21 protein-coding genes are annotated in these 24,501 nt (G+C 65.4%); 12 read left to right on the plus strand and 9 right to left on the minus strand.

Annotation, left to right across the window (positions count from 1 at the left end; genetic code table 11):
• Positions 1–107: 107 nt before the first annotated feature.
• The 3 genes from HWY30_RS20275 to recG all read right to left on the minus strand — a co-directional run bounded on the left by HWY30_RS20275 (position 108) and on the right by recG (position 5,372).
• A complete protein-coding gene (locus tag HWY30_RS20275; protein WP_090803086.1) occupies positions 108–1,562 on the minus strand; it encodes a catalase in 1,455 nt (484 codons plus the stop codon).
• Between the two features lie 411 nt (positions 1,563–1,973).
• Positions 1,974–2,933, minus strand: coding sequence for a LysR substrate-binding domain-containing protein (locus HWY30_RS20280; protein WP_090803085.1), 960 nt, complete (start codon positions 2,931–2,933; stop codon positions 1,974–1,976).
• A 102-nt stretch (positions 2,934–3,035) separates the two neighbouring features.
• Positions 3,036–5,372 carry an ATP-dependent DNA helicase RecG gene (gene recG / locus HWY30_RS20285; RefSeq protein WP_090803083.1) on the minus strand — a complete coding sequence of 779 codons (2,337 nt, stop codon included), beginning with the start codon at positions 5,370–5,372 and terminating at the stop codon, positions 3,036–3,038.
• 189 nt (positions 5,373–5,561) lie between these two features.
• Here recG and queA point away from each other — a divergent pair, with 189 nt between their 5' ends.
• The 5 genes from queA to secF all read left to right on the plus strand — a co-directional run bounded on the left by queA (position 5,562) and on the right by secF (position 11,647).
• On the plus strand, positions 5,562–6,632 hold the full coding sequence (gene queA, locus HWY30_RS20290) for a tRNA preQ1(34) S-adenosylmethionine ribosyltransferase-isomerase QueA (RefSeq protein WP_090803081.1): 1,071 nt from the start codon (positions 5,562–5,564) through the stop codon (positions 6,630–6,632).
• Positions 6,633–6,746: 114 nt separating this feature from the next.
• The gene (tgt, locus tag HWY30_RS20295; RefSeq protein ID WP_090803080.1) at positions 6,747–7,937 is read left to right on the plus strand and encodes a tRNA guanosine(34) transglycosylase Tgt; all 1,191 of its coding nucleotides are present in this window, start codon (positions 6,747–6,749) and stop codon (positions 7,935–7,937) included.
• A 195-nt stretch (positions 7,938–8,132) separates the two neighbouring features.
• Complete coding sequence (gene yajC / locus HWY30_RS20300) at positions 8,133–8,462, plus strand: preprotein translocase subunit YajC (protein WP_090803078.1); 330 nt, start codon at positions 8,133–8,135, stop codon at positions 8,460–8,462.
• A 116-nt stretch (positions 8,463–8,578) separates the two neighbouring features.
• Complete coding sequence (gene secD / locus HWY30_RS20305) at positions 8,579–10,678, plus strand: protein translocase subunit SecD (RefSeq protein WP_090803076.1); 2,100 nt, start codon at positions 8,579–8,581, stop codon at positions 10,676–10,678.
• An 18-nt stretch (positions 10,679–10,696) separates the two neighbouring features.
• Positions 10,697–11,647, plus strand: coding sequence for a protein translocase subunit SecF (gene secF / locus HWY30_RS20310; protein WP_090803074.1), 951 nt, complete (start codon positions 10,697–10,699; stop codon positions 11,645–11,647).
• A gap of 96 nt (positions 11,648–11,743) precedes the next feature.
• On the opposite strand, the gene HWY30_RS20315 is transcribed toward secF, so the two are convergent.
• The 4 genes from HWY30_RS20315 to HWY30_RS20330 all read right to left on the minus strand — a co-directional run bounded on the left by HWY30_RS20315 (position 11,744) and on the right by HWY30_RS20330 (position 15,100).
• A complete protein-coding gene (locus HWY30_RS20315) occupies positions 11,744–13,021 on the minus strand; it encodes an MFS transporter (RefSeq protein WP_090803073.1) in 1,278 nt (425 codons plus the stop codon).
• Positions 13,022–13,286: 265 nt separating this feature from the next.
• Positions 13,287–13,856 carry a YceI family protein gene (locus HWY30_RS20320; protein ID WP_090805592.1) on the minus strand — a complete coding sequence of 190 codons (570 nt, stop codon included), beginning with the start codon at positions 13,854–13,856 and terminating at the stop codon, positions 13,287–13,289.
• A gap of 111 nt (positions 13,857–13,967) precedes the next feature.
• Complete coding sequence (locus HWY30_RS20325) at positions 13,968–14,531, minus strand: YceI family protein (RefSeq protein WP_090803071.1); 564 nt, start codon at positions 14,529–14,531, stop codon at positions 13,968–13,970.
• 8 nt (positions 14,532–14,539) lie between these two features.
• Entirely contained in the window at positions 14,540–15,100 is a 561-nt protein-coding gene (locus HWY30_RS20330) for a cytochrome b (protein ID WP_090803069.1), read from the minus strand.
• 448 nt (positions 15,101–15,548) lie between these two features.
• Here HWY30_RS20330 and HWY30_RS20335 point away from each other — a divergent pair, with 448 nt between their 5' ends.
• The 7 genes from HWY30_RS20335 to HWY30_RS20365 all read left to right on the plus strand — a co-directional run bounded on the left by HWY30_RS20335 (position 15,549) and on the right by HWY30_RS20365 (position 22,273).
• Positions 15,549–16,340, plus strand: coding sequence for a paraquat-inducible protein A (locus tag HWY30_RS20335; protein WP_090803068.1), 792 nt, complete (start codon positions 15,549–15,551; stop codon positions 16,338–16,340).
• A gap of 7 nt (positions 16,341–16,347) precedes the next feature.
• The gene (locus tag HWY30_RS20340; RefSeq protein WP_090803066.1) at positions 16,348–16,998 is read left to right on the plus strand and encodes a paraquat-inducible protein A; all 651 of its coding nucleotides are present in this window, start codon (positions 16,348–16,350) and stop codon (positions 16,996–16,998) included.
• A complete protein-coding gene (locus tag HWY30_RS20345) occupies positions 16,991–18,652 on the plus strand; it encodes a PqiB family protein (RefSeq protein ID WP_090803064.1) in 1,662 nt (553 codons plus the stop codon). The genes HWY30_RS20340 and HWY30_RS20345 overlap by 8 nt, the downstream gene beginning before the upstream one ends.
• Positions 18,649–19,410: a PqiC family protein gene (locus HWY30_RS20350; RefSeq protein ID WP_090803063.1), complete on the plus strand. Its 762-nt coding sequence runs from the start codon at positions 18,649–18,651 to the stop codon at positions 19,408–19,410. Before HWY30_RS20345 ends, HWY30_RS20350 begins: the two co-directional genes overlap by 4 nt.
• 180 nt (positions 19,411–19,590) lie before the next feature.
• Positions 19,591–20,877, plus strand: a complete 1,287-nt coding sequence (locus tag HWY30_RS20355) for a THUMP domain-containing class I SAM-dependent RNA methyltransferase (RefSeq protein ID WP_090803061.1) — start codon at positions 19,591–19,593, stop codon at positions 20,875–20,877.
• Between the two features lie 228 nt (positions 20,878–21,105).
• On the plus strand, positions 21,106–21,489 hold the full coding sequence (locus tag HWY30_RS20360) for a VOC family protein (RefSeq protein ID WP_090803059.1): 384 nt from the start codon (positions 21,106–21,108) through the stop codon (positions 21,487–21,489).
• Positions 21,490–21,529: 40 nt separating this feature from the next.
• Entirely contained in the window at positions 21,530–22,273 is a 744-nt protein-coding gene (locus HWY30_RS20365) for a helix-turn-helix transcriptional regulator (protein ID WP_090803058.1), read from the plus strand.
• Positions 22,274–22,718: 445 nt separating this feature from the next.
• On the opposite strand, the gene HWY30_RS20370 is transcribed toward HWY30_RS20365, so the two are convergent.
• Both HWY30_RS20370 and HWY30_RS20375 read right to left on the minus strand, forming a co-directional pair.
• Complete coding sequence (locus HWY30_RS20370) at positions 22,719–24,170, minus strand: NAD(P)(+) transhydrogenase (Re/Si-specific) subunit beta (protein WP_090803056.1); 1,452 nt, start codon at positions 24,168–24,170, stop codon at positions 22,719–22,721.
• Positions 24,171–24,497, minus strand: coding sequence for an NAD(P) transhydrogenase subunit alpha part 2 (locus HWY30_RS20375; protein WP_018419437.1), 327 nt, complete (start codon positions 24,495–24,497; stop codon positions 24,171–24,173).
• Positions 24,498–24,501 lie beyond the last annotated feature (4 nt).

Raw genomic sequence — 24,501 nt, forward strand, 5'->3', positions numbered from 1 at the left:
GATCGTACTCCGGGTTCGTCTCGTGACGGACCGCAGCAATGCGCCGCGCCGTCGATGACTTTGCCAATGCTTTGCCACTGCTTTACCATCCGCCGCGTCTATGACGCCTAGCGGTTCCTGCCTTCCCGCAACGCGGCGAGCGCCGCGATCACACCCTCCGCGTAAGCCGGATCGGCGCGGCGGAAATGCTCGATCTGACGCGCAACGATCTCCTGCGGCACGCCGTCGATATGTCGCGCGATATTGCCGAACAGACGCTCACGTTGCGCGTCGTCGAACAGCGCGAACAACATGCGCGGCTGCGTGTAGTAGTCGTCGTCCTCGCGATGCTCGTAACGCGCGACCGCGCCCGCCGCGAGCGGCGGCTCGGACGCGTTCGCGTCCTGCACGAAGTCGCCGAAGCGATTCGGCTCGTAATTCACATTGCCGCCGCGATTGCCGTCGGTGCGCATCGCGCCATCGCGATGAAACGAATGCGGGTTCGGCACGCGCGGCGCATTCACCGGGATCTGGTGATGATTGATGCCGAGCCGGTAACGCTGCGTATCGCCGTACGAGAACAGCCGCCCCTGCAACAGACGGTCCGGCGAAAATCCGATGCCCGGCACTACGTTCGCCGGCGTGAACGCCGCCTGCTCGACGTCCGCGAAATAGTTCGCCGCGTTGCGATTCAGTTCGAGCGTGCCGACGTCGATCAGCGGATAGTCCTTCTGCGACCACACCTTCGTGATGTCGAACGGATTGAAGCGGTAGTTCGCCGCATCCGCTTCCGGCATCACCTGAATTGCGAAGCGCCACTTCGGAAAGTTGCCCGCGTCGATGCTGTTCACCAGATCGCGCTGCGCGCTTTCGCGGTCATTGGCGACTACCTGCGCGGCATCGGCGTCGGTGAAGTTCTCGATGCCTTGCAGCGACTTGAAGTGGAACTTGACCCAGAAACGCTCGTTGCTCGCGTTGATGAACGAGTACGTGTGCGAGCCGAAGCCGTGCATCTGCCGGTAGTTCTTCGGAATGCCGCGATCGCTCATCAGAATCGTCACCTGATGCAGCGACTCCGGATGACTCGACCAGAAGTCCCACGCGGCGACGTTGCTGCGCAGATTCGTGTACGGATCACGCTTCTGCGTATGAATGAAGTCCGGAAACTTGAGCGGATCGCGAATGAAGAACACCGGCGTGTTGTTGCCGACCACGTCCCAGTTGCCTTCTTCGGTGTAGAACTTGATCGAGAAGCCGCGCACGTCGCGCTCGGCGTCGGCCGCGCCACGCTCGCCGGCCACCGTCGAAAAGCGCATGAACAGCGGCGTTTCCTGGCCGACCTGCGCGAATACCTTCGCCTTCGTGTAGCGCGAAATGTCGTGCGTCACCGTCAGCGTGCCGAACGCGCCCGAACCCTTCGCGTGAACGCGCCGCTCGGGAATCACTTCGCGATCGAAGTGCGCGAGCTTTTCGAGCAGCCAGACGTCCTGCAGCACCACGGGGCCACGCGGGCCGGCGGTCATCGAGTTCTGGTTATCGGCGACGGGCGCGCCGGCGGCATTGGTGAGCTTACGTTCGGACATGGACACTCCTGCGTGGTTTCTATCGAATCGGGGGCAAAGCATGCGGCATCCGTGCGCGACGGACGCCGTCACGGGTAGGCACGTCAGGCGGCCAGCACCCGGTCGGCCAGCAACGACACGGCGACCGTACGGATACTCGGCGCGACGGCCGTCGTGGCCGGTTGCGCGGGAAAAGCGTGGATGGGCTGTGAAAGCGCGTGCATGGTGTTTTCCTCCTGGCTTGTCTCGCGCCCCGACTCGGAGTCCGGGCGCTGAGCCTTATCGAATAAAGGGATCGGGCGATCCGTGGAGGAAACTATAGCAACATCTATCGAATATTCTTATTTGATTAATTTAATCTATTAGATAGGGCTTGGGCCCTTTTTGCGGCAGGCCGCACCGGTGTCCGGCGCGGCTGCGGATGCTGGCGAGTCAGTTGACGGCGGCGGGCAGATCGAGCTTTTTGACGCCCGGCAGGTCGCACGCGGCGATTGCGTCACAGATCGCGTCGATCGCGGGCATGCGCGTGAAGCTCTTGCGCCATGCCAGCACGACGCGGCGATCGGGCACCGGCTCGTCGAACGCGACATAGCTGAGCAGGCCCGCGTCGATACCGCCCGCATGTGGCTTGACCTCGTACACCGACATGCGCGGCAGCACGGTAATGCCGACGCCGCTGGCGACCATATGACGAATCGTTTCGAGCGACGAGCCCTCGAAGGTCTTCTGGATGCCGTCGGCGTTCTGCGAAAAGCGCATCAGCTCGGGACACACGCCGAGCACGTGATCGCGGAAGCAGTGCCCGCTGCCGAGCAGCAGCATGGTTTCCTGCTTCAGGTCGTCGGGGTCGATCTTCGGGCGGCTTTCCCATGCGTGGCCGGACGGCAGCGCGACGACGAACGGCTCGTCGTACAGCGGACGCAGCATCAGCCCGGTTTCGGGAAACGGCAGCGCCATGATCGCCACGTCGATTTCGCCCTGCTTGAGCAGCTCGATCAGCTTCAGCGTGTAGTTTTCCTGCAGCATCAGCGGCATTTGCGGCACGCGCCGGATCATCTGCTTGACGAGCGTCGGCAGCAGGTACGGTCCGATGGTGTAGATCACGCCGAGGCGCAGCGGACCGAGCAGCGGGTCCTTGCCCTGCTTGGCGATTTCCTTGATCGCGAGCGTCTGCTCGAGCACGCGTTGCGCCTGCGTAACGATCTGTTCGCCGATCGGCGTCACGCTGACCTCGCTGGTTCCGCGCTCGAAAATCTGCACGTTCAGCTCGTCTTCGAGCTTCTTGATGGCGACGGACAGCGTGGGCTGGCTGACGAAACACGCTTCGGCGGCACGGCCGAAGTGCCGCTCGCGGGCCACCGCCACGATGTATTTCAATTCGGTGAGCGTCATTCGGGGATCAATCAGTCTGATGGATTCGATAGGTTCTAGTTATACACCTATAGGGTCGGTTCGCCAACTTTTTAGCCGTTGTGCTTGCGGCGGGGACGGCGCTCAGGCCTTCAGATACTGCTCGCGCGCGCCGAGCCAGCGCGCCAGATGCTGAATGACCACGTCCGGATATTGGTCGAGCAACGTCGCGGCAGCTTCGCGCGCCGGCTCGATGAGGTGCTGATCGTTCTGCAGGTCGGCGAAACGCAGCATCGCGGCGCCAGACTGCCGCGCGCCGAGGAACTCGCCAGGCCCGCGGATTTCGAGGTCGCGGCGGGCAATCTCGAAGCCGTCGGTGGTTTCGCGCATCGTTTGCAGGCGCGCGCGGGCGGTCATCGACAGCGGTCCGGTGTAGAGCAGCACGCAGACCGACGCGGCGCTGCCGCGCCCCACGCGTCCGCGCAACTGATGCAGCTGCGCGAGACCGAAGCGCTCCGCATGCTCGATCACCATCAACGATGCGTTCGGCACGTCGACGCCGACTTCGATCACCGTGGTCGCGACCAGCAGCTGGATCTCGTTGCGCGAGAACGCGTCCATCACCGTGGCCTTTTCGGCGGGCGCGAGGCGCCCGTGCACCAGCCCGACCTTCAGCTCGGGCAGCGCGGCCACCAGCGTCTCGTAGGTCTCGACCGCGGTTTGCAACTGCAGGGTCTCGCTTTCCTCGATCAGCGGACACACCCAGTACACCTGGCGCCCCGTCAACGCCGCCTCGCGCACGCGGCCGATCACCTCTTCGCGGCGCGCATCGGACACGAGCTTCGTGAGGATCGGGGTGCGGCCGGGCGGCAGTTCGTCGATCGTGGAGACGTCGAGGTCCGCGTAGTAGGTCATGGCGAGCGTGCGCGGAATCGGCGTCGCCGACATCATGAGTTGATGCGGCTGGAAGTCGGCCGCGCCGTCGGCGGCGCCCTGCGCCTTCGCGCGCAACGCGAGCCGTTGCGCGACGCCGAAGCGATGCTGCTCGTCGACGATCACGAGTCCGAGGCGCGCGAACTCGACCGCGTCCTGAATGATCGCGTGCGTGCCGATCACGAGTTGCGCGGTGCCGAGCGCGGCCGCTTCGATCGCGGCGCGCTTCTCCTTCGTCTTCAGACTGCCCGCGAGCCACGCGACACTCACGCCGAGCGGCTCGAGCCAGCCGCGCAATTTGCGCGCGTGCTGCTCGGCGAGAATTTCGGTCGGCGCCATCAGCGCGGCCTGGTAGCCGGCGTCGATCGCCTGCGCGGCGGCGAGCGCCGCGACGATCGTCTTGCCGCTGCCGACGTCGCCCTGCAACAGCCGCTGCATCGGATGCGGCTGCGTCAGATCGAGTGCGATCTCGCCGCCGACGCGCTGCTGCGCGGCCGTCAGCGAAAATGGCAGCGCCTTCAGCAGCCGCGCGACCAGCGCCGACTCGTCGCCGAGCTTGCGGCGCGGCATGGCCGGCGCGGCGCGCGTGCGCCGCTCGTCGTGCGCGCGCTTCAGCGACATCTGCTGCGCGAGCAGCTCCTCGAACTTGATGCGCACCCAGGCCGGATGCGTGCCGTCGATCAGGGCCGTTTCGTCCGACTGCGGGCCCGGATGATGCAGCGTGCGCACCGCGTCCATCAGCGCCGGCACGCCGAGCGGTTCGAGAAACGCGCGCGCGACCGGCGCGGGCAGCAGCTCCGGCAGCGACGTGCGCGCGAGCGCGTTGTCGATCGCCTTGCGCAGATACGCCTGCGACACGCCCGCGGTGCTCGGATAGACCGGCGTCAGCGCCTGCGGCAGCGGCGTGTCTTCATCGACGACGCGCACGCTCGGATGCACCATCTCCATGCCGAAGAAGCCGCCCCGCACGTCGCCGCGCACGCGCAGGCGCGCGCCGGGCGCCATCTGCTTGACCTGCGAGCCGTAGAAATTCAGAAAGCGCAGCACGAGTTCGTCGCCGTCGGCGTCGCGCAGCTTCACGAGCAGCTGCCGGCGCGGGCGATAGGCGATCTCATTGTCGAACACCACGCCTTCGGTTTGCGCGATGCCGCCGGGCAGCAAGTGACCGATCGGCGTCAGCGAGGTTTCGTCTTCGTAGCGCATCGGCAGATGCAGCACGAGGTCGATGTCGCGTGTGAGGCCGAGTTTGGCGAGCTTGTCGGCGGTTTTGACCGGGGCTTTGGCGGCGGCTTTTGCCGCGCCTTTGGTTTTGGCGGCGGGTTTGTCGTCGCTCGCGTGGTCGGCGGCGAATTGATCCGGCGGGTCGCCCGCGTGGCCGCCGGGCTTGTCACCGTCGCGCCCGAGATCGTGGCCAGCGGCCATCATGCCGCCTTGTGCGCCCGCTTGCGCCGCATCCCGCTCCCCCGCCTCCGCCCGCGCACCGCGGCGCCGCGGTTCGGCGCCCGCTTCGAGGGTGGCAACGGACGATCGGCGGTCGGACAAAGGCATAGGCTGCTTCGCAAGTACAATATCGGGTGCTGTCGAAAAGAAGTCGTGCCGCCCTTCGCGCGTCCAGCGTAGGCAGGATGCGGCACAAAGCGCGCGGGCCGCTTCGGCGTCCCGCCATCATAGCCGCCCGGCTCCGGCTTCGGCTCAATTCAGTCCCAAATCAGTCCCAACCCGCTTCCAGTCGTTCGCATGTTTACGCTTTCCGATTTCGATTTCGATCTGCCGCCCGAGCTGATCGCGCAAGTCGCGCTGCCCGAGCGCAGCGCAAGCCGTCTGCTCGACGTGGACGCCGCAGGCGCCGCCGACGGCGCCGCCGACGGCGCCGCGCGCCTGATCGACCGCCGCTTCACCGAACTGCCCGAGTGCCTCGCGCCGGGCGATCTGCTCGTCTTCAACGATACCAAAGTGCTGAAGGCGCGCTTCTTCGGCCAGAAGTCGAGCGGCGGCAAGATCGAAGTGCTGGTCGAGCGCCTGACCGGCGAGCGCAGCGCGCTCGCGCAGATCCGGGCGAGCAAGAGCCCGCAGGCGGGCACGACGATCCGTCTCGCGGATGCGTTCGACGTCACCGTCGGCGAGCGCGTCGATCAGTTCTACACGCTGCATTTCCCCGACGACTGTCTGACGATGATCGAGCAGTACGGCCGTCTGCCGCTGCCGCCGTACATCGAGCACGACCCCGACGCGACCGACGAAACCCGCTATCAGACCGTATTCGCGCAGAACCCGGGCGCGGTCGCCGCGCCGACCGCCGGCCTGCACTTCGACGACACGCTGCTCGCCCGCCTCGACGCCCTCGGCATCGACCGCGCGACGCTGACGCTGCACGTCGGCGCGGGCACGTTTCAGCCGGTGCGCGTCGAAAACATCGCCGAGCACAAGATGCACAGCGAGTGGTATCACCTGCCGCAAGCGCTCGCGGACAAGATCGCCGCGACCAAAGCGCGCGGCAACCGCGTGATCGCGGTCGGCACGACGTCGATGCGCGCGCTCGAAGCCGCCGCGCGCGACGCCGAAGCCGCCGGCCATCCGCTCGGCGCGGCGAGCGCGGAAACCGACATCTTCATCACGCCGGGCTACCGGTTCCGCGTGGTCGACCGGCTGGTCACGAACTTCCATTTGCCGAAATCTACGCTGCTGATGCTGGTGTCGGCGTTCGCGGGCGTCGAGACGATTCGCGCCGCGTACCGTCATGCGATCGACGAGCGCTATCGTTTTTTCAGCTACGGTGACGCGATGCTGCTTACGCGGCGCGATGCATGAGCCGGTTCGAGCACTGCTTCAGCGTATCGGCAGTTTTTCTAGCCGCCGCGATCCCTCGTGGCGGTTTTCATTGATTGCGCCGGACTGTTTTCCGGTCGCCCAGGAGTGATCCCCATGACCCTTGGTCATCCCTTGCAACAGCCTGCCCATGAGCGCCCGCAGAACGGCCTCAGATTCGAACTGCTCGGCACCGACGGCCTCGCGCGCCGCGGCCGCGTCACGCTCAACCACGGCGTGGTGGAGACGCCGATCTTCATGCCGGTCGGCACCTACGGCACCGTGAAGGCGGTCCAGCCGCGCGAGCTCGACGAAATGCACGCGCAGATCATCCTCGGCAATACGTTTCACCTGTGGCTGCGACCCGGCCTCGAAACCATCGAGGCGCACGGCGGCCTGCACCGCTTCATGGGCTGGAAGAAGCCGATCCTGACCGACTCGGGCGGCTTCCAGGTGTTCTCGCTCGGCGATCTGCGCAAGATCACCGAGGACGGCGTCACGTTCGCGTCGCCGATCAACGGCGACCGGCTATTCCTGTCGCCGGAAGTGTCGATGCAGATCCAGAAGGTGCTGAACTCGGACATCGTGATGCAGTTCGACGAATGCACGCCGTACGCGACCGACAACATCCCGACCTCGCACAAGGAAGCCGCCGAATCGATGCGCATGTCGATGCGCTGGGCGCAACGCTCGATCGACGAATTCGAGCGCCTCGGCAATCCGAATGCACTATTCGGCATCGTGCAGGGCGGCATGTTCGAGGATCTGCGCGACGAGTCGCTCGCCGGCCTCGCGCAGAAGAACTTCCACGGCCTCGCGATCGGCGGTCTGTCGGTCGGCGAGCCGAAGGAAGACATGATGCGGATCCTGAACCACATCGGCCCGAAGCTGCCGGCCGACAAGCCGCACTACCTCATGGGCGTCGGCACGCCGGAAGACCTGGTGGCCGGCGTCGCGGCCGGCGTCGACATGTTCGACTGCGTGATGCCCACGCGCAACGCGCGCAACGGCTGGCTCTTCACGCGTTTCGGCGACATCAAGATCCGCAACGCGACGCACAGGAACTCGCTGCGCCCGCTCGACGAGCAATGCGGCTGCTACACCTGCCGCAACTTCACGCGCGGCTATCTGCACCATCTGCATCGCGTCGGCGAAATTCTCGGCGCGCAGCTGAACACGATCCACAACCTGCATTACTACCTGGAACTGATGCAGGAAATGCGCGATGCGATCGAGGCGAAACTGTTCGAGACATTCCGCAAGCGTTTCCACGAAGACCGCGCGCGCGGCGTCGAACCGTCGTCCTGACGGCCCGCCACATGGATTGCGCATGCCGCACGCGGACAACTTACAATTTACTTTCACCGGCCGCTGAATTTGCCCCGAATCGGACCTTTAAACGGTTGATCGCAAAGCCGATTCGCCGCGCCGGCGCGCGTGTGGCCGGTGGTAGAATAATCGGCTGATTTTTTTGATCGTTTGACTGATAACGGAGAGACCAACGTGTCGTTCATTTCCAATGCCTTCGCGCAAGGCGCAGCAGCAGGTGGTATCGAATCGAACCTGATGAGCTTCCTGCCGCTGATCCTGATGTTCGGCGTACTGTACTTCATCATGATTCGCCCGCAAATGAAGCGTCAGAAGGAACATCGCACCATGCTCGCAGCGATGGCCAGGGGCGATGAAGTCGTGACGAACGGCGGCATCGTCGGCAAGGTGACGAAGGTGGGCGAAGCCTACGTCGGCATCGAAATCTCGGAAGGCACGGAAGTCACCGTGCAAAAGGCGTCGGTCACGACAATTCTCCCGAAGGGCACGATCAAGTCGCTGTAAGGCCTGCACTCCCCGCGTCCGGTGCGGCCTCGCCGGCGGTTCAGGCAGTTCGCTGAACGGCCCGCGCTCATCGCCGGACGCATCGCATCCAAGCCAACCTTCCCGTTGGACCACTCATGAATCGCTACCCCCTCTGGAAATACGCCGTGATGCTGGTGGCTCTGGTCATCGGCCTCGTGTACACGCTGCCCAATCTGTACGGCGAAGCGCCGGCGGTGCAGGTGTCGAGCGGCAAGGCCACGGTCAGACTCGACGCCGCCACGCTAGCGTCGATCGAAGCCGCGCTCGCGGCCAATCACATCAAGCCGACCGCAATCACGTTCGACAACTCGCAGAACAACGCGAACATCCGCGTGCGCCTGACGAACACGGACACGCAGTTGCGCGTGAAAGACCTGCTGCAGAAGTCGCTCAATAGCGACCCGAACGATCCGCAGTACGTCGTCGCACTGAACCTGCAAAGCGCGTCGCCGACCTGGATGACCGCGCTGCGCGCGCTGCCGATGTACCTCGGTCTCGACCTGCGCGGCGGTGTGCACTTCCTGCTGCAGGTCGACATGGCCGGCGCGCTGAACAAGAAGCTCGACTCGGACGCCTCGGACGTGCGCACGCTCCTGCGCGACAACAACGTGCGCGACGGCGGCGTGAATCGCGTGAACCAGTCGGTGGTGGTGAATCTGGCCGACCAGGCCACGGCGGACGCGGCACTCAAGCTGCTCAGCCGCAGCGTCAGCGAACTTCAGTGGGCGTCGCAGCCGAACACCGGGGCGGACGGCGGCGTGCAGCTCGTCGGCACCTTTACGCCGGCCGTGCAGCGCGAGGTGCAGGAGGCCGCGCTCAAGCAGAACATCACGACGCTGCATAACCGCGTGAACGAACTCGGCGTGGCCGAGCCGGTGATCCAGCAACAGGGCACGGACCGCATCGTCGTCGAGCTGCCGGGCGTGCAGGACACCGCGAAGGCGAAGGACATCATCGGCCGTACGGCGACGCTCGAAGCGCGCCTCGCCGATCCGGTCAACACGCATCCGAACCCGAACGAGCCGGTGCCGCCGGGCGATGAACTCTTCACGCAAGGCAACCAGACGCCGGTGCTGCTGCGCAAGCAGGTGATCTTCACCGGCGACCGCATCATCGACGCGTCGGCGGGCTTCGACGAGCATCAGCGTCCGACGGTCAATATCCGTCTCGACTCGGCCGGCGGCCGCGCGGTGCGCGCGGTATCGCGTGACAACATCGGCAAGCCAATGGCGATGGTGCTGTTCGAGCACGGCAAGGGCGAAGTGCTGACCGTCGCGACGATTCAGTCGGAACTGGGCGACCGCTTCCAGATCACCGGCCAGCCGACCCCGCAAGCGGCCGCCGACCTCGCGCTGCTGCTGCGCGCCGGTTCGCTCGCCGCGCCGATGGAAATCATCGAGGAACGCACGATCGGCCCGAGCCTCGGCGCCGACAACATCAAGAAGGGCTTCCACTCGGTCGTGTGGGGCTTCGCGGCCATCGCCGTATTCATGAGCGCGTACTACATGCTGTTCGGCGTGATCTCGATGATCGGCCTTTCCGTGAACCTGCTGCTGCTGGTCGCGGTGCTGTCGATGCTGCAGGCCACGCTCACGCTGCCGGGTATCGCCGCTATCGCGCTCGCGCTCGGTATGGCGATCGACGCGAACGTGCTGATCAACGAGCGCGTGCGCGAGGAACTGCGCCACGGCGCGCCGCCGCAACTGGCCATCCAGAACGGCTACGCGCATGCATGGGCGACGATTCTCGACTCGAACGTGACCACGCTGATCGCCGGCCTCGCGCTGCTCGCGTTCGGCTCCGGTCCGGTGCGCGGCTTCGCGATCGTCCACTGTATCGGCATTCTGACGTCGATGTTCTCGGCGGTGTTCTTCTCGCGCGGCCTGGTCAACTTCTGGTACGGCGGCAAGAAGAAGCTGAAGTCGCTGTCGATCGGCCAGGTGTGGCGTCCGCAAACGGCGGCGGCAGGCTCGGCCGCGTATGCCGGCAACACCCTCGGCGGCAGCGACGCCGCGACCGACACCGCGCAGGCCATCGCCACGGCGAAGGCGAAGGCGAAAGCGAAGGCAAGCTCGAAGGCACCGGCCGCGGCCGGCGCGCAGGGTCGCTCGAAACCGACCGTGCGTCGCCGCAATGCGCCGGGCACGCCGACGTCGAATGACTCGACGCGGCAAAAACCGGGTTCATCCCGCTGAGTCCCGGAGAACAAGACCATGGAATTTTTCCGTTTCCGTAAAGACATTCCGTTCATGCAGCGCGCGTTGATCTTCAACGCGATCTCGCTGATCACCTTCCTCGCCGCCGTGTTCTTCCTCGTGCATCGCGGGCTGCATCTGTCGGTGGAATTCACCGGCGGTACCGTGATCGAGGTGCAGTATCCGGGCGCGGTGCCGCTCGACCCGGTGCGTAACACGCTCGGCAAGCTCGGCTATGCCGACGCGCAGGTGCAGAACTTCGGCACCTCGCGCGACGTACTGATCCGTCTGCCGCTGAAGACGGGCTACACGTCCGCGCAGCAGAGCGACCAGGTGATGGGCGCGCTGAAGGCCGACACGCCGGAAGTGCAGTTGCAGCGCGTCGAGTTCGTCGGTCCGCAGGTCGGCAAGGAGCTCGCCACCGACGGTCTGCTCGCACTCGCCTGCGTGGTGGCCGGCATCGTGATCTACCTGTCGTTCCGCTTCGAATGGAAGTACGCGATCGCCGGCGTGATCGCCAACCTGCACGACGTCGTCATCATTCTCGGCTTCTTCGCGTTCTTCCAGTGGGAGTTCTCGCTGTCGGTGCTGGCCGCGGTGCTCGCGGTGCTCGGCTATTCGGTCAACGAGTCGGTCGTTATCTTCGACCGGATTCGCGAAACCTTCCGCCGCGAACGCAAGATGACCGTGATCGAAGTGATCAACCACGCAATCACCAGCACGATGTCGCGAACCGTCATCACGCACGGCTGTACGCAGATGATGGTGCTGTCGATGTTCCTGTTCGGCGGCCCGACGCTGCACTACTTCGCGCTCGCGCTGACGGTCGGTATTCTGTTCGGTATCTACTCGTCGGTGTTCGTCGCCGCGGCTCTTGCCATGTGGTTCGGCGTCAAGCGCGAAGACCTGATCAAGGACAAGAAGGAACGCGTCGATCCGGACGATCCGAACGCGGGCGCCCAGGTTTGATGCGCGCGTAACCGCTGAGGATGCGCGGAATGAAAAAGGCCGGTTCTGTCGAACCGGCCTTTTGCGTTGACGTACGCCGTCGTTACCGCCTCGTTCCTAGCGGAACCCCAGCTTGCGCCGTGCGCCGATCAGCGCCGCGATGCTGAGCAGCGCGGCAAACATCACGTAGTAGCTCGGCGCTGCCTTCGAACCGGTCGCGCTGATCAGCCACGCGATGATGAACGGCCCGAAGCCGCCGAAGATCGTCACCGCGATGTTATACGCGAGCGACATGCCGGTCGTGCGCGTCTGCACCGGGAATATCTCCGACAGCAGTCCCGGCGTCGCGCCGAAGTAGCCGCTGACGAGAAAACCGAACACGATCTGCCACACGATCAGCGTGCCGAAGCTCGGATGCGCGATCAGGAACGCGAACGCCGGATAGACGAGCACGAACAGCAGCACGGCCGCGCCCAGCATGATGCGTGTGCGTCCATGCAGGTCCGACCAATGCCCGGCCACCGGCGAGAACACCATCTGGATCAGACCCGTCACCGCGATCGCCGAGAACGCGACCGACGGCGCGAGCCCCAGTTGCCGCACGCCATAGGTCGGCATGAACAGCATCAGATACGCGGACACGGTCCCGAGGATCACCACGCCCATCGCGATCACGAGCCGCAGCTTCTGCGTCGCGAACGTATCGCGCAGCGGCGTCTGCGTCGTTTCGGCGGCGAGGAATTCGGGCGTCTCGTCGAGCCTGGTGCGGATGTAGAACGCGACGGGCCCGATCAGCAGACCGAAGAAGAACGGCACGCGCCAGCCCCACGATGCCATCTGTTCCGGCGACAGCTGGCCGGTCAGCAACGCGCCGAAACCGGCCGCGAGCAGCGTCGTCAGACCCTGGCTCGCCATCTGCCAGCTCGCGTAGAAGCCGCGCCGGCCCGGCACGTGCTCGGCGAGAAACGCAGTCGCGCTGCCGAATTCGCCGCCGGCCGAGAAGCCTTGCATCAGCCGCGCGAGCACGAGGATCAGCGGCGCGGCGAGACCGATGCTCTGGTAGGTCGGCAAAATCGCGATGATCAGCGTGCCGCTCATCATCAGCAGGATGGAAAGCGTGAGCGCCCCCTTGCGCCCGGCGCGGTCCGAGTACGCGCCGATCACGATCGCGCCGAGCGGCCGCATGAAGAATGACACGCCGAACGTGCCGAGCGTGAGCAGCAGCGATACGGTCTCGTTGCCGACCGGAAAAAACAGCTTGGAGATGGTCACGGCGAAAAAGCCGTACACCACGAGATCGAACCATTCGAGCGCGTTGCCGATCGAGGCGGCCACCACCGCGCGCCACGAATTCTGCCGGCCTCCCGCGACGCTTGCTGCTGTCGTTGCATTCATCCAGATCTCCTGTACTGCGCGAAATATTTATCGACACGAACGCATAACGTCCGCCCAGGCCATCCCGGCAACGCGCAGCACCGGCATGACTGCTTGCGCTCTATTTAACTGAAAAAATAAAGGCGATGCGAGCGACAAATGGCCGAGGCGCGCCACCATGGCCGAGGCGTTTGCAACGGGCGACAAAAAACCGCTTCGTCGGTGAACGACCAAAGCGGTTTTCGTATTGCAGCGCAGCGCGGATCGAATCGCAACAGCGGCGCGCCTACTGCTGCTTAATACCTTCCGACTGGATATGCAGGCGCGTCTGCATGCTGAAGCCGTACTTCGCGCCGAAGTCCATGCCGTAATCGGCGCGATTGAATTCGGTGCTCGCCTCGACGCCGCAGACTTCGCGCTTGAGGACCGGGTGCTGCATGCACTTGAACGAATCGATCTTCAGATTCACCGGCTTCGTGATGCCGCGAATCGTCAGCGTGCCGATCACCTCGACGGGCTTGTCGCCGTCGAACTTGATCTCGGTGCCCTTGTAGGTCACGGTCGGATACTTCTCGACGTCGAAGAACTCGGCGGCCCTCAGGTGATCGTCGAGCTTCGGGTTACCGGTCTGCACCGAAGCGGGATCGACGGTGACGTCGACGGTGCCGGTTTTGGCCGCGCGATCGAGCGTCACCGTTCCCGTGGTCTTCGTGAATTTGCCGCGCCAGATCGACAGACCGCCAAAGTGGTCGGCCTCGAAGCTCGGAAACGTATGCATCGGATCAAGCAGATAGGTATCGGCGGCGAAGGCGCCGAGCGATAGCGACGAAGCCAGCGCGCCAACAGCGATCAATATGGACGATTTCAATTCGTGCTCCTGTATTGCGTTGAAAATCGCGGTGCAACCTGCGGTGGGAAAGCGGCCGCGCCCCATGTGGCGCGGCGGACCTCGCGAGCGCCGAGCGCGTTACTTGCGCGCGGCGACGATATGAAACTTGATCACGACCTCGTCGGCGACGACCGATGTGTCCTTCCATTCGCCGGTGCCGATGTCGAACTGCGAGCGCTTGATCGGCAGCGCGCCGTCGAAGGTCTGCATCGCGCCCTGCTGGCCGACCGTGACCGGCACCGCGACCGTCTCCGACTTGCCCTTGATGGTCAGCTTACCGGTCACCTTGAACTGGTTGCCGCCGGCCGGCGCGATCGCGCTCGACACGAACGTCGCGCTCGGAAAGGTCTTCGCGTCGAACCATTCCTTGCCGCGCACCTGCTCGTTGTAGCTCTCGTCGCCGAGATCGTAGCTGGCGACGTCGATGTTGAGCTGCGCGCTGCCGGCCGTCGGTTTGGCCGGATCGAAGCTGACCTGCGCCGTGAACTTGTTGAACTTGCCTTCGACCGGCACGTTCATCTGCTTCGAGGTAGCCGTCACCGAACTCTTCGCAACGTCGACCTGCGCGAGCGCCGCGCCCGCGGCGCTCAGCGACGCCGCCGCGAACGCGGCCAGCATGTAGCGATAAAACGAACCCTTCATGGTTGTCCTTATTTGAGGAAGGGGATCATGCGCGACAGCAGGCCGTCGCGATCGAGCCATTGATGCTTGAGCGCCGCCGCGGTGTGTAGCGCGACCAGCACGAGCAACGTGTAATTCAACGCGATGTGCAGGTTCTTCAGCACTTCCTTCAGGTGCGGATCGGGCGCGATGATCCGCGGCAGCGGAATCAGCCCGAGGTAGACGACCGGCACGTTCGCCGCCGAGCTATACAGATAGCCGGACACGGGAATCACGATCATCAGCACGTACAGCAACAGATGTGTGAGATGCGCGGCGCCACGCTGCCAGGTGGGCATGCGGCGCGGCATCGGCGGCGAGGCGTGGGTCGCGCGCCACAGGATGCGCACGATCGCGAGCGCGAACACGGTCACGCCGATCCATTTGTGCCACGAGAAATAGCGCAGCTTGGTGGGCGTGAAGCCCGGGATGTCGGTCATCACCCAGCCGAGCGCAAAGCCGCAGACGATCAGCAGTGCGATCAGCCAGTGAAACGCGATGGCGGTCCGCGTGTACGACTCCCGGGTACCGAACGATGGATTGAGTGTCATGACAGATCAACGCAGGCAGTTAGAAGTTAACGGCGCGCCGCGGCCAGCTATTCCGCGATCGCCGCCGCGCATCGGCGCGGCGTGCGCGGCCGATGCGGCGGACATCATCGCCACAAAAGGCCACCGGGCATGCCACGGGCGCCATGCTACCCCAAGCGCGAAAAGCTGGCTGGAGCGCGTCGGCGGAACGGGCCCGAATTTTGCGCTGCAATGGCCCCAGGGCGCCGCGTCACCGCCCTTGCGTTGAACGATTCGGGGACCGAAAGCCCCGAAGCGACGCCATCTCAGGCCCGGACCAGCGCGCGGGGGACGGCGCCACGCCCCGCGCCGCGCGCGGCCCGCGTCGGTCACGAGGCCGCGTTTGGTACTATTGCTGCTCACCGCCCTCCGACCCCTCGTAACGAGCAGGCCTTGCACGCCGCCACTACGTCGTTAGCCCATCTGCCGCATGGAACATGACAACCTGATCGCGTGCCATGAATGCGATACGCTGTTCCGCAAGCCACGGCTTGTCGGGCGCGTCGCCGCGCGTTGTCCGCGCTGCGGCGCGACGCTCTATCGCGGCGTCTCGCGCAAGCTCGACGCGATCTGCGCACTGACGCTCGCCGCGCTGATCACGTTCGTGATCGCGCAGGGCTTTCCGATCGTCGAACTCGAAACCAACGGCATCACGTCACAGACTACGCTGTTCGGCGCGCTCGTCGCGCTGTGGGGCGAGGACATGCAGATCGTCGCCGTGATGGTGTTCTGCTCGACGATCCTCTTTCCGTTCACCGAACTCGTCGCGCTGCTGTACGTGCTGGTGCCGCTACGCGCCGGCTACGTGCCCGCGCACTTCAATCGCGTGCTGCGCGCGATCCAGTTTGTGCGGCCGTGGGGCATGATCGAAGTGTTCATGCTCGGCGTGCTGATCACGATCGTGAAGATGGTGAGCCTCGCGCGCGTGATTCCCGAGGCGGCGCTGTTCGCGTTCGGCGCGCTGACGCTGATGTTCGCGGTCGTCGTCACATTCGATCCGCGCGTGCTGTGGGATGTCGCCGACGAGATCGACGCGAGCGGCGAGCGGCCGTTGCCGCGCACGTCGGCCGACAGCGCGGCGGTCGCGGTCGGCTCGCTCGCCGGTCCGCCGTCGCCGTCCGCGCGCGTCGCGGGCTCGACCAGCGGCAGCGCTGGTGGCGCAACCAACAGCACGGCGGACGGCACCCCGCCCGGCTTGCCGCCCACGCCGCGCGAAGGATGAGCCCGCGATGAAATACGTCACCGCGAAACGCGCGGGCCTGCTGTCCTGCCATTCGTGCGGGCGCGTCGAACCGTGCATCCGCTCGGTCACGCCGCAGCACTGCGGCCGCTGCGGCGCGCATCTGCACTCGCGCAACCCCGACAGCCTGATGCGCACATGGGCACTGCTGATCGCCGCGGCGCTGCTGTATATCCCGGCGAACCTGCTGCCGGTGATGCACACGTCGTCGCTGCTCGGCTCCGAGGACGACACCATCATGAGCGGCGTCGTCTATTTCTGGACCTCCGGCGACTGGCCGCTCGCGATGATCGTATTCATCGCCAGCATCCTGGTGCCGATGCTGAAGCTCTCGGTGCTCGTGCTGCTCACCGCCACCGCGCAGCGCCGCTCGCGCTGGCGTCCGCAACAGCGCACGACGCTGTACCGGATGGTCGAGCGGATCGGCCGCTGGTCGATGCTCGACGTGTTCGTCGTCACGCTCACCGTGGCGCTCGTGCGTTTCAAATCGTTGGCCGAGATCACGGCCGGGCCGGGCGCGATCGCGTTCGGCTCGGTCGTGATCCTGACGATGCTGGCCTCCATGCAATTCGATCCACGCCTCATCTGGGACCCCGTGGAAAGCCGTACCCCAACACCTCAGGATCTCGACCATGACTAGCCCGCAAGGACCGACGCCCGCCTCCGATGACGCGCCGCGCAACGATTCGAACGGACCCAGACTGCCGCCCCAACTGCCCGACCCCGAGATCGAGCCACGCAGCCGCTGGCTGCCGTCGCTCGTCTGGGTGATTCCGCTGATCGCCGCGCTGATCGGCATCGCGCTCGTGATCAGGTCGGTGACCGAGCGCGGACCCGTGATCACGATCAGCTTCATCAGCGCGGAAGGCCTCGAGCCGGGCAAGACCAAGGTCAAGTACAAGGACGTCGACGTGGGCGCGGTGAAGACGATCACGCTGTCGCCGGATCTGTCGCACGTGCTCGTGCAGGTGCAGCTCACCAAGGAAGGCGGAAAGTTCGCGGTCAAGGACTCGCGCTTCTGGGTGGTGCGTCCGCGCATCGGCGCGAGCGGCGTGTCGGGTCTGACCACGCTGCTGTCGGGCTCGTACATCGGCGCCGACGCGGGCCGCTCGACCGAAAGCGAGAGCAACTTCGTCGGCCTCGAAACGCCGCCGCCCATCACCGGCGACCAGAAAGGCCACCAGTACACGCTGCACGGCGATTCGCTCGGCTCGATCGACATCGGCTCGCCGATCTTCTACCGGCGCGTGCAGGTCGGTCAGGTGGTCGGCTTCTCGCTCGACAGGGACGGCACCGGCGTGACGATGCGGGTGTTCGTGTCGGCGCCGTTCGACCAGTACGTCGGCACCAATACGCGCTGGTGGCATGCGAGCGGCGTCGATCTGCGGCTCGATTCGAGCGGCTTCAAGCTGAATACGCAGTCGCTCGCGACGGTGATCGTCGGCGGTCTGTCTTTCCAGTCGCCGCCCGGCCAGAACATGGGCCCGCAGGCGCCGAACAACCAGACCTTCCGCCTCGGCTCGGACGAAGCGGACGCGATGCGCGAACCGGACGGCGTGCCCTTGCGCGTCGTGATGAACTTCAACCAGTCGCTGCGCGGGCTGTCGATCGGCGCGCCGGTCGATTTCCGCGGCATCGTGCTCGGCCAGGTGACCAATATCGGCATCGACTACGATCCGAAGACGCAGAGCTTCACGATGCCGGTCACGATGAACGTGTACCCGGACCGCCTCGGCAAGCGCTTCCGCGAGAGCTCGCCGCAGCCGGGCACGCTCGCCGGCGAGAACCTGATGCAGGAACTCGTCAGGCACGGCCTGCGCGGCCAGTTGCGCACCGGCAACCTGATCACGAGCCAGCTGTACGTGGCGCTCGATATCTTCCCGAAAGCGCCGCCGGCCAAGGTCGACGTGACGACCGATCCGCTCGAGCTGCCGACCATTCCGAACACGCTCGACGAATTGCAGCTGCAGGTCGCCGACATCGCGAAGAAGCTCGACAAGGTGCCGTTCGACCAGATCGGCGCGAATCTGAACACCGCGCTGAAGAACGCCGACCAGCTGTTCTCGCGTCTCGACAAGGAAGTCGTGCCGCAGGCGCGCGACACGCTGACGGCCGCGAAGCAGACCTTCAGTTCGGCCCAGGCAACCTTGCAGCAGGATTCGCCGATGCAGTCCGACGTTCATCAGGCGTTGCAGGAACTGACGCGCACGTTGCAGTCGCTGAACGCGCTGTCGGACTACCTCGAGCGTCATCCCGAATCGCTGTTGCGCGGTAAATCAGGAGATAAACCATGATGTTTGCCCGGCTCCCCCGTCCGCCGCGCGCGCTCGTACGCGGCGTCGCGTACGGCACCGCACTGGCTGCGGCTCTCGCCATCGCGGCGTGCTCGTCGCCGTCGAGCCGTTTCTATACGCTGGGTGGCGCGGATAGCGCCAGCACCGCCGCGAACGGCGCCGCGCCGGCCGTCGCGCGCACGAGCGCCGCGCCTGCCTGGCTGATCGAAGTCGCGCCGGTCAACGTGCCGCCGCAGGTGGCCAGAAATCAGCTGGTCGTGCAGACCGGGCCGACTCAGGTGCAGTTGCTCGAACAGGAGCGTTGGGCGTCGCTGCCCGGCGATGAAATCCGCCGCGCGCTGTCGACGAATCTGACGCAGCAGCTCGGCACCATCGATACGTTCGGCACCGCGCACCCCGACGACGCGGCCGTCTACCGGATCGCCATGAACGTGCAGCGCTTCGAGTCGTGGCCCGGCACGCATGTGTTGATCGATGCGGTGTGGAGCGTGCGGGCCGTGCGCAGCAATGCGGTGATGACCTGTCGCAGCGTGGTCCGCGAGACGGTTGGCGGCGGGTACGACGCGCTCGTCGATGGACATCGGCGCGCGCTCGCGGAAGTGTCGGCACAGATCGCGATGGGCGTGCGCGCGATGGCGGCAACTGCCGTCGCTTCCACGAACACGACGGGCCGGCCTTCGTCTTCGGCCAGACCGGCCGCGGCGCCGGCCGTGCCGCCCTGTCCTTCGGCGGGAACGGCCGCGGGAGCCGGCGCCTGACAGGCCCGGCTGGCGCGGCGAGCTCAACGGTGTCCGCATGCCGGCGGGCGTCGCCGGCCAAAGCGGGACGCGAGGCGAGATGACGCGACGACAGACGACGGCCCGGCGCGCCGATCGCGCCGGCCCGTCGATCTCGACCGCGTACAATAGCGCCTTATCCAACGCCTTGCGGCAACCTCAATGTCCTTCGATTTCTTCCTTCCTTGCCCGCGCGGGCTCGAAGCTCCGCTCGCGGCCGAACTCGCCGAAATTGCCGTCAAACATCTGAACGGCGCCGCCTTCACGGCCGGCGCCCAGGTACCGGGCGGCGTGCATTTTCGCGGCGGCTGGGCCGCCGGCATGGCCGCCAATCTGCACTCGCGTCTCGCGAGCCGCGTGCTGCTGAAAATCGCGGAGCGGCCTTACCGCAGCGAGCAGGACATCTATGCGCTCGCGCTCGAGCAGCGCTGGGAGCAGTGGTTCTCCGCGCACGAGACGCTGCGCGTCGACGTCACCGCGATCAAGTCGCCGCTGCGCAGTCTCGAGTTCACGACGCTGCGCGTGAAGGACGCGATCTGCGATCGTCTGCGCGAAAAAAGCGGCGCGCGGCCGAGCGTCGACACCGCGATGCCCGACGTGCGCGTATTCGCGTTCCTGAGCGCGACCGACTGCACGCTGTACCTCGACACTTCCGGCGATCCGCTATTCAAGCGCGGCTGGCGTCTCGACAAGGGCGCGGCGCCGCTGCGCGAAAACCTCGCGGCTGGCATTTTGCGTCTGACTGGCTGGCAGGCCGGCACGCCGCTCTACGATCCGATGTGCGGCAGCGGCACGTTCCTCGCGGAAGCGGCGCAGGTCGCGTTGAACATCGCGCCGGGCGTCGAGCGGCGCTTCGGCTTCGAGAAGCTCAAACAGTTCGACGCGCGGAGCTGGCAAGCGCTGAAGGGCGCCGCGCTCGAGGCGAAAAATGCGGCGCGCGGCTCGCGCGGCGCGGATCTGGAGATTTTCGGCAGCGACATCTCCGGCGACATGCTCGAAAAAGCGCGCGCGAACTTCGAGCGCGCCGGCTTGCCGCCCATTTCGCTCAAGCAGCTCGATGCGCGCGACATGACGCCGCCTGGCTCGGCGCCGGGCATCCTCGTCGCGAATCCGCCGTATGGCGAGCGGATCGAAGTGCGCGGCCGCAATGCGCGCGGCGAGCTTCGCGAAGGCCGCGGCAATCGCGACGACGACGGCTTCCGCCGCATTCAGGAAGAAGCGCCGGACAGCGAGTTTTTCCAGTTGCTCGGCAATGCGCTGAAGCAGCGCTTTGCCGGATGGCATGCGTTTATCCTGACATCGGATCGCAAGCTTCCGGGGCAACTGCGGCTGCGCGAATCGACGAAGACGCCGCTGTTCAACGGTGCGCTCGAATGCCGGCTGTTCCGCTTCGATCTGATCGCGGGCAGCGTGCGGCAGCGTCCGCAGGGCGATACGCCGGCGGCTTGAGGCTGTTTCTAGCGGGGCGGCGCGCTGTCGTCGCCCTGTCGTCATCGCGTCGCTCGAAAAGCAGGCCACGCGCATGAGCGATGTGGTCGGCGTGTTTCAGTTGCTGGTGGGGTGAAGCGGTCGCGTCTTCGCACCCTACTGCCACCTCGCTGTCAGCAGCACCCCCGCACACTCCTTCTCACGCCATCCGGCGCTTGAACGGCCTACTGCCAACCGAAGGAGAGTGTCATGTCCGCATTGCCCAAACTCGTTGCCTGGTTCGAAATCCCGTCGGTCGATTTCGATCGCGCGGTGCGCTTTTACGAAGCCGCGCTCGACGCCCCGTTGAATCGACAGGAGACCGGCGGCCAGCCGATCGCCGTGTTCAGCTACGAGGAGCCCGCGACTGGCGGCGCGATCGTCCACAATCCGTCGATGACACCCGGCGTCGACGGCGTCACCGTCTACCTGAACGCGCTGCCCACCGTCGACGCGGCGCTTGCGCGCATCGAACGGGCGGGCGGCAAGACCGACGGCCCGGTGATCAAGCTGCCGCAGGACATCGGCTATATCGCGTTCTTCACCGATACCGAAGGCAACCGCCTCGGCCTGCATTCGCGCACCAACGGCTAAGCGCGCACCTGAAGTCGCCGCGCCCCGACCGAAGGCCGCCATGCGGCGCTATCATCGCGGGACCGTCCCCTTCCTCCTCTACCCGACGCCCACGATGACGCGCCGCGCCGACCGCCTGTTCCAGATCGCCGAGCTGCTGCGCGGCCGGCGCCTGACCACCGCGCAGCAACTAGCCGACTGGCTGAACATCTCGCCGCGCACGGTCTATCGCGACGTGCGCGATCTGCAATTGTCAGGGGTGCCGATCGAAGGCGAAGCGGGCATCGGTTATCGACTGTCGCGCTCGGCAAGTCTGCCGCCGCTGACCTTCACCGCCGACGAACTCGCCGCGCTCGCCGCCGGCGCGCGCATGCTCGAATCATGGGGTGGCGCGGGCTTCGCGAGCGGCGCGCGGGGCGCGCTGGCCAAAATCGCATCGGCGATGCCCGCCGACAAGCGCGCGACGCTCGAACGGCTCGCGATCTTCGCGCCGTCGTTTCACATCAAGGGGGATTTTTCGACGCAGCTCGACACGCTGCATCGCGCGATCGATGCGCGCCAGGTGGTGCGCTTCGCGTACACCGACGCCAACGGCGCCGACACCGAGCGCCGCGTCTGGCCGCTCGCGCTCGCGTACTGGGGCGCGCGCTGGACGCTCGGCGCATGGTGCGAGCTGCGTGCTGATTTCCGCAACTTCGGACTGGAGAAGATGCGCGATCTCGAAGTGCTCGAGACGTATCCGGATCAGGAAGGCAGGCGGCTCGCGGATCTGCTGCGGCACGTAACCGCGAGGCCGAAAATATGAAAAGGATCGCGGCGCGACGCACCGCGATCTCAGGGTCTGTTTACCGCTAACGAGCTACTCGACCGACTTCACCATATCCTCGATCACCTTGTTCGCGTCGCCGAACACCATCATCGTCTTGTCCATGTAGATGCGTTGATGGTCATTGGGTCAAGCTCACTATGAAAGCCCGCCGCATCAGGCTTACGGCCGGGGTGCCTGGCGATCCAGGCGGTTATCGCAGGTAAAACGCATTCCGGTAAGTCCAGTTACCGGCATTGACCCGACGCGAAATTTTTCGCGTCCGCGAAAAATCCCCCGACAGCGGCTCACTTATGCTCGCTCTCCTTATCGAGAGCGAGCAACGCAAGGTGGTCCTCCAGCTCGCGTCGCAAGAGCTGGAGCGTATCCAATTTCTTCACTTGCTCAGTGAAAAGCGTGTAAAGCGTCGTTCACCGCTAGCGATCTAGTCGACCGCCTTCACCATATCCTCGATCACCTTCTTCGCGTCGCCGAACACCATCATCGTCTTGTCCATGTAGAACAGGTCGTTGTCGAGCCCGGCGTAGCCCGCGGCCATCGAGCGCTTGTTGACGATCACGGTGCGCGCCTTGTACGCCTCGATAATCGGCATGCCCGCGATCGGCGACTTCGGATCGTTCTTCGCGGCCGGATTCACCACGTCGTTCGCGCCGAGCACGAGCACCACGTCGACCTGGCCGAACTCGCCGTTGATGTCCTCCATCTCGTACACCATGTCGTACGGCACTTCGGCCTCGGCGAGCAGCACGTTCATGTGACCCGGCATGCGGCCGGCCACCGGGTGAATGGCGTACTTCACCTCGATGCCCTTCTCGACCAGCTTGTCGGTCAACTCCTTCAACGCATGCTGCGCGCGCGCGACGGCCAGCCCGTAGCCCGGCACGATCACGACCGTTTCCGCGTTGCCCATCATGAACGACGCGTCATCGGCCGAACCCGATTTCACCGGACGCTGCTCCGCCGCGCCGCCCGCGGCCGCGCCCGGCTCGTTGCCGAAGCCACCGAGGATCACGTTGAAGAACGAGCGGTTCATCGCGCGGCACATGATGTACGACAGGATCGCACCCGACGACCCCACCAGCGACCCGGCGATGATCAGCATCGGATTGTTCAGCGAAAAGCCGATGCCCGCCGCCGCCCAGCCCGAGTACGAGTTCAGCATCGACACGACGACCGGCATGTCCGCGCCGCCGATCGGAATGATGATCAGCACGCCGAGCACGAACGCGATGATCGTCATGATGATGAACGGCAGCCACGACTGCGTGAGGAAGAAGAGGACGCCGAAGCCGAGCATCGCGAGCGCGAGCATCAGGTTGATCAGATGCTGGCCGCCGTAGACGACCGGCGCACCCTGAAACAACCGGAACTTGTACTTGCCCGACAGCTTGCCGAACGCGATCACCGAGCCGCTAAAAGTAATCGCGCCGACGAACGTGCCGATGAACAGTTCGATGCGGTTGCCGTAAGGCAGGAAGCCCTCGATCGGCACGTCGGGATCGACGAGGCCGAACGCGGCGGGCTCCGACACCACCCCATACGCGATGCACACGGCCGCGAGACCGATCAGCGAGTGCATCGCCGCGACAAGTTCAGGCATCTTGGTCATCTCGACGCGCGCGGCGACGAACGCGCCGATCGCGCCCCCGATCACGAGCCCGAACAGCAGCAGGCCGAGACCGAGACCGAGATTGGAGCCAAGTACTTCGGCCTGCCGCGAGATCAGCGCGATGGTCGTCAGAATCGCGATCGCCATGCCGACCATGCCGAAGGTATTGCCGACGCGCGCGGTCTTCGGATTCGACAGCCCCTTGAGCGCCTGGATGAAGCAGACCGACGCGACCAGATACAGCAGCGTGACGACGTTCAGGCTCATTTACGTACCCTCCTTGCCGCCAGCCGGTAGTTTCCTGGGTTCTTTCTTCTTGAACATCTCGAGCATTCGCCGTGTGACGAGGAATCCGCCGAACACGTTGACGGCCGCGAGCGCGACCGCGATCGTGCCGAAGAACTTGCCGGCGCTGCCGACGGTGAGACCCGCCGCGAGCATCGCGCCGACGATCACGATCGCCGAGATCGCATTGGTCACCGCCATCAGCGGCGTATGCAGCGCGGGCGTGACGTTCCAGACCACGTGATAGCCGACGTAGATCGCCAGCACGAAGATGATCAGGTTGATCACCGTGTGATTGATGACTTCCATCTTC

Source organism: Paraburkholderia tuberum STM678 (assembly GCF_902833905.1).
GTDB classification, from domain to species: Bacteria; Pseudomonadota; Gammaproteobacteria; order Burkholderiales; family Burkholderiaceae; genus Paraburkholderia; species Paraburkholderia tuberum.